Genomic DNA, 5820 nt, shown 5'->3' with positions numbered 1-5820 from the left:
ACCCTTTTAACGATGCCCACACGTTCCGCATCACACTCCGATGGCTAATAAACCACCCCGGCAGGGTCGACCTGCTCGGAGCGAGCAAGGAGCAAGTGGGCCACATGCGATGGATAGCCGACCACATCGACGAACTACGCGGCCGGGACGTTGCGTGCTGGTGTTCTCTGGGTAAGGCGTGTCATGGTGATGCGTTGATTGAATTTGCTAATCGAACTTAGGAGGGATTGGGAATGGGTAAACCACAGGACGGACAAATCAAAGTGTGCTGCAACAGCGGTGCAAACATTCATAGCAACAATGTCCACTACATCGAGATCGAGACTCTCGGGTTCGAGAGTCGAGAGGAGTGGGACGAGGCGACAGAGGAGCAAAAGCATGAAGCCGTGGTGGAGTATTGGGCCGGTCTTGGGTTCCCTGAAATCTACTGGGAGGAGTGATCAATGACCCTCCTGCTCCTCCTCGCCCTGACCATCCCGACCGAAACCCCGTCGATCCATTTCGACCGCATCGACATCAACCACTGCCACCAGCCAGACGGCACGCTCGCGTTCACGCAGCTAATTTTCTGGCGTTGGTCGCGGTTCGAGCGACGGTTTATCAGCTACGGCTACGTGATGCTGCGAGACAAGCAACAGCGGCCCGTGTGCTGCGGTGATCGCCATAGCGTGATCGTCAACCATGACGGCAAGCGGTGGCGCGTGACGAGTGACTGTGTGATTGAGACCTGGACCGTTGGGGATCCAGAGGCGGAAGACCGAAAGAAGTACCCGGAGTTTCGGAGGGATGGGGAATGAAATGGTTATTGTTTTTCACGCTGCTATCGGGCTGCGAGTTCACTGTCAACATCGGCGGAGGCGGCAAGGACATCGCAAGACAAGAGGAACCGAGGCCGGCAGCACAGGCACCGCCAAAGCGTTTGCCAGTGGTGGCGCGAAAGCCGGACCATCGCGGGCCATCGCAAGAGGCGGTGCGGGAGTGGTTCCGTCACAACGATTCCGCGCCGCCCGCCAACTGGTATCCCAACGGCGACCCGTGGCGAAACCTGACGGCGGAAGAGGTTGAGGTGGCACATGACCCGGACGATAGCCGCTTGATTGGTATTGGGGGTTGAGTGATGTACGAAAACGGATTGCTTGGCATCTTTTGCGTGGCGCTTTTGTTTCTTGTGTCGCTGGTTTGGTTTGCCGAAGACGAGACCGACCGTCTCCGCTCCGAAGCCGTCGAACGAGGTTACGCCGAGTGGGTCGTCGATTCATCGGGCCATGCCGAGTGGCGATGGGTGGAGGGGGAGTGATGGGCGAAGACACCCTAAAACCGTGTCCGTTTTGCGGACAGCAGCCAAGGCTAACTGACCGGGCGAGCAATCACACCGCGTCGGGCTGGCTTTACATCGTGTCCTGTTGCTGCGGCGGGCACAAAGCGAACGCACACCAGATTAGCGAAACGTTCGAGGAAGTGAGGAAGCGGTGGAATACTAGGAGCGAGGGGGAGTGATGAAACCATGGCTAACAATGCACTTCGAGTTCCGATGGGGTCCAGATGACCCGGATGGCAGCGAGTGCTGCGGATGCGGCGACCGGTGCTATTTGCAGATGACGCGGATGTTCTTCTGCGTCAACGACTCGGGGCAATGGCTGCCGACCGAGGTGGTGATGTGTTTGTCGTGCAGTGATGTTTTGGAGGATGGGGACGAATGACCAAACCAAGGATGGCCGAACGCCGATCAATCCGCATCCGTCGCATCGTCGACAGTGACGGACCGGTCACGATCCAGCAAATCGCGGCGGCGATACGCGGCACCGAGCACGACGTTTGCTTTTCCGCGCTGTACGAGATCGTGTCGGTGTTGGAAGAGGAGGGCGACATTCGGATGGTAGACGATCAAGCGAGGCCGCTGTCGTATGTGGGTACGCGCGTTGCGTATCCGGGCAGGGGCAGGGTTGAGGTTTTTGAACGATGGGAGGTGAGGTGATGCCAGAAGCGATGATCACATACTTCGGTCAGCCTGCAAAAGTCGCGTGCGACGGCAAGTGCGAGAAAGCTTGGGGCATCAATAATAGGCCGGGGGTCCGGGTTGGCATTGATGACTTCAAGTTCTGCGACGACAGCGAATTGACGACCGCACCAATCGACCCTGGCACGTGCGAAGGCGGGCACAGAAAGCCGCCGTCTGCCGAGTATTTTCCAAACAAATGGCGCGTGAGGGAGTGCGAACGGTGTGTGATGTCGAAATTCGGGCAAAGCGACAGGCCGTTGTCTCTGCCTACTTTCTAACGCGGCCCGCTCGCGTTTTTCACCTCTCGCCGCAGCGGGCGCGGCGGGGCTTTGGAGGATGGGAATGAAGGTTCAAGAGCTTGTCGAGTACTGGCAAAGCCATTCGTGCGTCTTCTGCGACACCAAAAACTGGACCTACCACAGCCACAGCCAGCGGTACTACACGGGGACGTTCCTGAATACCGATGCGTGCAAGTGCAGGTCGTGCGGCAAGGAGTATTGGTTAGCCGAAGATGGCGAACGGCAGCCAACGGTTCAGGGCGGGCGAGAGCATCCGTGCCCGCTCAATTCCGCCCACGCCGGAAACTCGTTTGACGCATGAAAACGACTTGCCATGATTGCGGATGCATGCTCTCGGATCGGTACGCTGTGCAAACATGGGAAACACCCTTTGCAAGCCTGCCGATCGCGGGAGCACCAAAACTCCCGCACTCGTGGCCCCCATGCGAAACCGCAAAGCCGAAACCGACGCACAGACGATCGCAATGATCTGCGCGGTTGCGTGCATCACGGTTGCCCTCTGCGGGCTGGCTCACTGGGGCGACGTGTACACCTGCCGCGATCGCGACGGCAACAAATACCAACTGCACCGCGATTTCGTCAGCTACGGCAGGCAAGAGCAAGTGCGGCGTGGTGTGCGTGAGTACGCGAGTGATCATTACGGCGTGCCGTCAGACCGACCTTTCTCATGGGGCCATTGATGATGCGATTCGCGTTTCTTTTCTTTGCCCTGATTGCCGGGCCGGTATTCGGGCAGATCACGCACACCGAAACCGTCGAGCACGTCATTCGTGGCGTGTCGGCTGCGGATCTCGACGGCGACTGCCTCGTGCTGCCGGACACTACGGCGCCGAAGGTCGAGCGAACGACGCTGATCGTTCTGGACGGTGCCGAGGGGTATTCAATCCTTGTGCTGGCCAAGGAACCGAACGGCAAGCCGGTGCGTGTCACCGAGTCGGAGCGGGGCGGCTATCGGGCCTACACGACGGCAGAGGCATGGGTCACGCTGTTTTGCACGGACTTTGCGAATCAGAAGCAGCAGCTTGTCGACATCGTGATCAACGAGGATGTGGAGCCGGAGCCGGAACCGGACGACCCGGACCCGCCAACCCCGGCACCTGACAATGTTCCCGAAGACGATTTCGGGAACATCGGCCAGCGGGTCGCGAAGTGGTCCGCAGGGGTCGCGAACCGCATCGACTACGCGATCGCATACGAGGCAGCGGCAACGCGGTTGCGGTCGTCGCCATCGGACACGGTGGACGATGTGGGGGAAAAACTGGTAGCTGACCTGCAAGCGGTCGCGAGTTTTGAAAAGTATCTGCCGGCGGTTGGCGTCAAGCTGAACGAGGACATCAAGGGCCGTTGGCCGTTGTCTCGTGGCGTTCTCGCCGACTACTACACCGCGATTGCGGTTGGGTTTCGTGGGGGCGTCAAATGAGAATCAACCCCGATTTCCGAACCGTCGACGAAGTTGAATTGGCGATTGACCCGCAAAAGCTCGGCGGGTGGACGGACGGCGAGAGCACGACCGAAAGCGAGTTGATCGCGAAAGAGAACCGCACGATCGACGCGATCCAAGCGGAGCAACCGGCGGTTTTCCAGACGCGAATCACGGACGAAATGTCACCCGAGATGCTGGCCAAGTGGACCGAGTTCCAGTTGTCCAAAGGGCGCCATCGCGGATCGAACGACTTGTCCCTGATCGACGAGTTCGTCCACGGCAAACCGCTCTTGTGGTTGCCGCAGATTATCGGCTCGTGCGTGATGTCGAACACGTTCCGCATCTGGGTTGCCCGCCTGATGTATCAAATCGTTCTGCTGGGCAAGTCGCAAGAATACCTTGGCCGCAACGAGTTCGGATCGAGCAACTATAGTTTCTATGGTCCGTGGTCTTACGGTCACGCACGAAAGAAAGCCAACATGCGACGAGGCGACGGGCTCTATTGTGCCCCGATGGCTTGGTCATTGATGCAGGGCGTCATTTCGTGCAGCACACCCGCACTGATGCGGATCCTGTCGGACGCCGATTTAGACAACGCCAACGACTTCCCCGAACCGCAGGGCCGCGACGGGGCGGCGTTGTATCGGGCGTTTGGGAACTGGGCACACGTCGACGAGCTGGAACCGTACAAGGATTTCGCGGTTCTCGAATCGCCGTCGGTAAAGTCAGCGGATCAACTTTGGGATCTGCTGCTGGCTGGCAAGCCGTCTTTCGTTTGCTCGGGTGAAGCGATTCACAAAGTGGGTGAGCACCCCGACGGGTTCCCGATTCATGCACGTAACCCGCGTGATTCGTGGTCGCACAACATGGCTTTCATCGGTGCGTTTGTGGCGTCCGATGGTGAGCGGTTCATTCGCGAGAGCAACGAGTCGTGGGGCGAAAAACACATTTACAACCGGCGGTTCGCGGAAGTGGAATCGTCGTTCCGTGCTGGACGATTGACCGTGCAAGCGATCGGCGAGATTGCGGGTCTGTCCAGTTCACCACCGTTGATGGGGTAAGAGATGAACATTCCGTGGGATCTGATCCTTGAGTTGCTGTTCAAGATGCTTGAAGACTGCGACGACGACACAGAGGGTCGCGTCAGCAAGATTGGCCAGCCGATGCGGTTGCGTGTTGCTGTGACCCGAGCGGTTCGGCAAGCGGGGTATCGTGGGCGTGAAGCGATTGACGTTCGCAGGGAGGTGCTTGCCGAGATCGCAGACGCACCAGCCGAAGACATCGCCGCGTTCGCGCAGAGCGGCCCCGATGGACTATCGAAACTTGACACGGAGGCGTGAGGCAATGAAACGATTTGCTCTACTTCTGGCCGTACTGATCGCATCGCCAGCCATCGCCCAAGACTGCCCGAACCTCGCGCCATCGCTCACCAGCGATTGCCCCGATGGCCAATGCCCGATCGTCCGCACGGCGGCCAAGACCGTCACCGCCCCCGTCAAGGCGACCAGCGGTCTAGCGGCTGCGATTCGTCGGGCGAAGATGCCGTCGGTCCCTACCGGCGTCGAGCCGAACACTACGGGGATGTTGCTGATGCACCTGACGACACCGGCGAGTGACCATCGCTACACGTACACGCAAAACGACTTGGCCGGGCTCAGTCACTCGGACCTTTGGAAGCTGCACGCCCTCAATCACACGTCGGGAGCAATCCCGCCGAGTGGCAGGCAGTCGGTAGTCACGCAGCGGAACCCCCTGGTACTACCGGCAGCTTCCGACTGTCCAAACGGCCAATGTGCAAGGCCATCGGCGACGACGCAGCGGCGTGGTTTTATTGGTCGACTTTTCGGGAGGTGATTCGATGGCAATGACAACAGCGACAGACGACGCGGTGCAAATGCTTCAAGCCGGTTGGACGGTGCGATACCTCGAAGGCTACGACGCGATTGAGTGGCGGTCGCCTGATGGGATCAGCGGAAGCGAGTTTCGTTCTGAGTCCCTCGACAACCCACCCCTGCAAGCAGTGCAGCGCGCGAGAGATCACGGGCACATCCAAATAAGGTATCGGGTGCCGTGTTGAACCTGCACAAATCATGCACATT

General features: G+C 59.2%; 13 protein-coding genes. All 13 read left to right on the top strand.

Going from position 1 to position 5820, the window contains the following annotated elements; all coding sequences use genetic code 11:
* The first annotated feature begins 104 nt into the window (after positions 1 to 104).
* The 13 genes from ABX749_RS19035 to ABX749_RS18975 all read left to right on the top strand — a co-directional run bounded on the left by ABX749_RS19035 (position 105) and on the right by ABX749_RS18975 (position 5337).
* On the top strand, positions 105 to 221 hold the full coding sequence (locus tag ABX749_RS19035; RefSeq protein ID WP_372897354.1) for a DUF4326 domain-containing protein: 117 nt from the start codon (positions 105 to 107) through the stop codon (positions 219 to 221).
* 12 nt (positions 222 to 233) lie between these two features.
* Positions 234 to 440, top strand: coding sequence for a hypothetical protein (locus tag ABX749_RS19030; protein ID WP_372897352.1), 207 nt, complete (start codon positions 234 to 236; stop codon positions 438 to 440).
* A gap of 3 nt (positions 441 to 443) precedes the next feature.
* Positions 444 to 797, top strand: a complete 354-nt coding sequence (locus tag ABX749_RS19025) for a hypothetical protein (RefSeq protein ID WP_372897351.1) — start codon at positions 444 to 446, stop codon at positions 795 to 797.
* Positions 794 to 1114: a hypothetical protein gene (locus ABX749_RS19020; RefSeq protein ID WP_372897350.1), complete on the top strand. Its 321-nt coding sequence runs from the start codon at positions 794 to 796 to the stop codon at positions 1112 to 1114. Before ABX749_RS19025 ends, ABX749_RS19020 begins: the two co-directional genes overlap by 4 nt.
* A 36-nt stretch (positions 1115 to 1150) precedes the next feature.
* The gene (locus tag ABX749_RS19015; protein ID WP_372897355.1) at positions 1151 to 1297 is read left to right on the top strand and encodes a hypothetical protein; all 147 of its coding nucleotides are present in this window, start codon (positions 1151 to 1153) and stop codon (positions 1295 to 1297) included.
* Positions 1279 to 1497 (top strand): Lar family restriction alleviation protein, encoded by a 219-nt coding sequence (locus ABX749_RS19010; protein WP_372897353.1) that lies wholly within the window; start codon positions 1279 to 1281, stop codon positions 1495 to 1497. Before ABX749_RS19015 ends, ABX749_RS19010 begins: the two co-directional genes overlap by 19 nt.
* Before the next feature lie 199 nt (positions 1498 to 1696).
* A complete protein-coding gene (locus ABX749_RS19005; RefSeq protein ID WP_372897349.1) occupies positions 1697 to 1975 on the top strand; it encodes a hypothetical protein in 279 nt (92 codons plus the stop codon).
* Between the two features lie 366 nt (positions 1976 to 2341).
* The gene (locus tag ABX749_RS19000; protein ID WP_372897348.1) at positions 2342 to 2599 is read left to right on the top strand and encodes a hypothetical protein; all 258 of its coding nucleotides are present in this window, start codon (positions 2342 to 2344) and stop codon (positions 2597 to 2599) included.
* 121 nt (positions 2600 to 2720) lie between these two features.
* Positions 2721 to 2978 (top strand): hypothetical protein, encoded by a 258-nt coding sequence (locus ABX749_RS18995; RefSeq protein WP_372897347.1) that lies wholly within the window; start codon positions 2721 to 2723, stop codon positions 2976 to 2978.
* Positions 2966 to 3718 carry a hypothetical protein gene (locus ABX749_RS18990; protein WP_372897346.1) on the top strand — a complete coding sequence of 251 codons (753 nt, stop codon included), beginning with the start codon at positions 2966 to 2968 and terminating at the stop codon, positions 3716 to 3718. The genes ABX749_RS18995 and ABX749_RS18990 overlap by 13 nt, the downstream gene beginning before the upstream one ends.
* Positions 3715 to 4782, top strand: coding sequence for a hypothetical protein (locus tag ABX749_RS18985; RefSeq protein ID WP_372897345.1), 1068 nt, complete (start codon positions 3715 to 3717; stop codon positions 4780 to 4782). The genes ABX749_RS18990 and ABX749_RS18985 overlap by 4 nt, the downstream gene beginning before the upstream one ends.
* A gap of 3 nt (positions 4783 to 4785) precedes the next feature.
* Positions 4786 to 5061, top strand: coding sequence for a hypothetical protein (locus ABX749_RS18980; RefSeq protein ID WP_372897344.1), 276 nt, complete (start codon positions 4786 to 4788; stop codon positions 5059 to 5061).
* 111 nt (positions 5062 to 5172) lie between these two features.
* On the top strand, positions 5173 to 5337 hold the full coding sequence (locus ABX749_RS18975) for a hypothetical protein (RefSeq protein ID WP_372897343.1): 165 nt from the start codon (positions 5173 to 5175) through the stop codon (positions 5335 to 5337).
* Positions 5338 to 5820 lie beyond the last annotated feature (483 nt).

The sequence above is a fragment of the Stieleria sp. genome, assembly GCF_041595215.1.
Lineage (GTDB): Bacteria > Planctomycetota > Planctomycetia > Pirellulales > Pirellulaceae > Stieleria > Stieleria magnilauensis.
This window is presented reverse-complemented; position numbering and strand designations above follow the sequence as displayed.

Coding starts and splice junctions, on each gene's coding strand:
- ABX749_RS19035 (WP_372897354.1), top strand. CDS start 105: ATGCGATGGATAGCCGACCACATCGACGAACTACGCGGCCGGGACGTT.
- ABX749_RS19030 (WP_372897352.1), top strand. CDS start 234: ATGGGTAAACCACAGGACGGACAAATCAAAGTGTGCTGCAACAGCGGT.
- ABX749_RS19025 (WP_372897351.1), top strand. CDS start 444: ATGACCCTCCTGCTCCTCCTCGCCCTGACCATCCCGACCGAAACCCCG.
- ABX749_RS19020 (WP_372897350.1), top strand. CDS start 794: ATGAAATGGTTATTGTTTTTCACGCTGCTATCGGGCTGCGAGTTCACT.
- ABX749_RS19010 (WP_372897353.1), top strand. CDS start 1,279: ATGGGTGGAGGGGGAGTGATGGGCGAAGACACCCTAAAACCGTGTCCG.
- ABX749_RS19005 (WP_372897349.1), top strand. CDS start 1,697: ATGACCAAACCAAGGATGGCCGAACGCCGATCAATCCGCATCCGTCGC.
- ABX749_RS19000 (WP_372897348.1), top strand. CDS start 2,342: ATGAAGGTTCAAGAGCTTGTCGAGTACTGGCAAAGCCATTCGTGCGTC.
- ABX749_RS18995 (WP_372897347.1), top strand. CDS start 2,721: ATGCGAAACCGCAAAGCCGAAACCGACGCACAGACGATCGCAATGATC.
- ABX749_RS18990 (WP_372897346.1), top strand. CDS start 2,966: ATGGGGCCATTGATGATGCGATTCGCGTTTCTTTTCTTTGCCCTGATT.
- ABX749_RS18985 (WP_372897345.1), top strand. CDS start 3,715: ATGAGAATCAACCCCGATTTCCGAACCGTCGACGAAGTTGAATTGGCG.
- ABX749_RS18980 (WP_372897344.1), top strand. CDS start 4,786: ATGAACATTCCGTGGGATCTGATCCTTGAGTTGCTGTTCAAGATGCTT.
- ABX749_RS18975 (WP_372897343.1), top strand. CDS start 5,173: ATGCCCGATCGTCCGCACGGCGGCCAAGACCGTCACCGCCCCCGTCAA.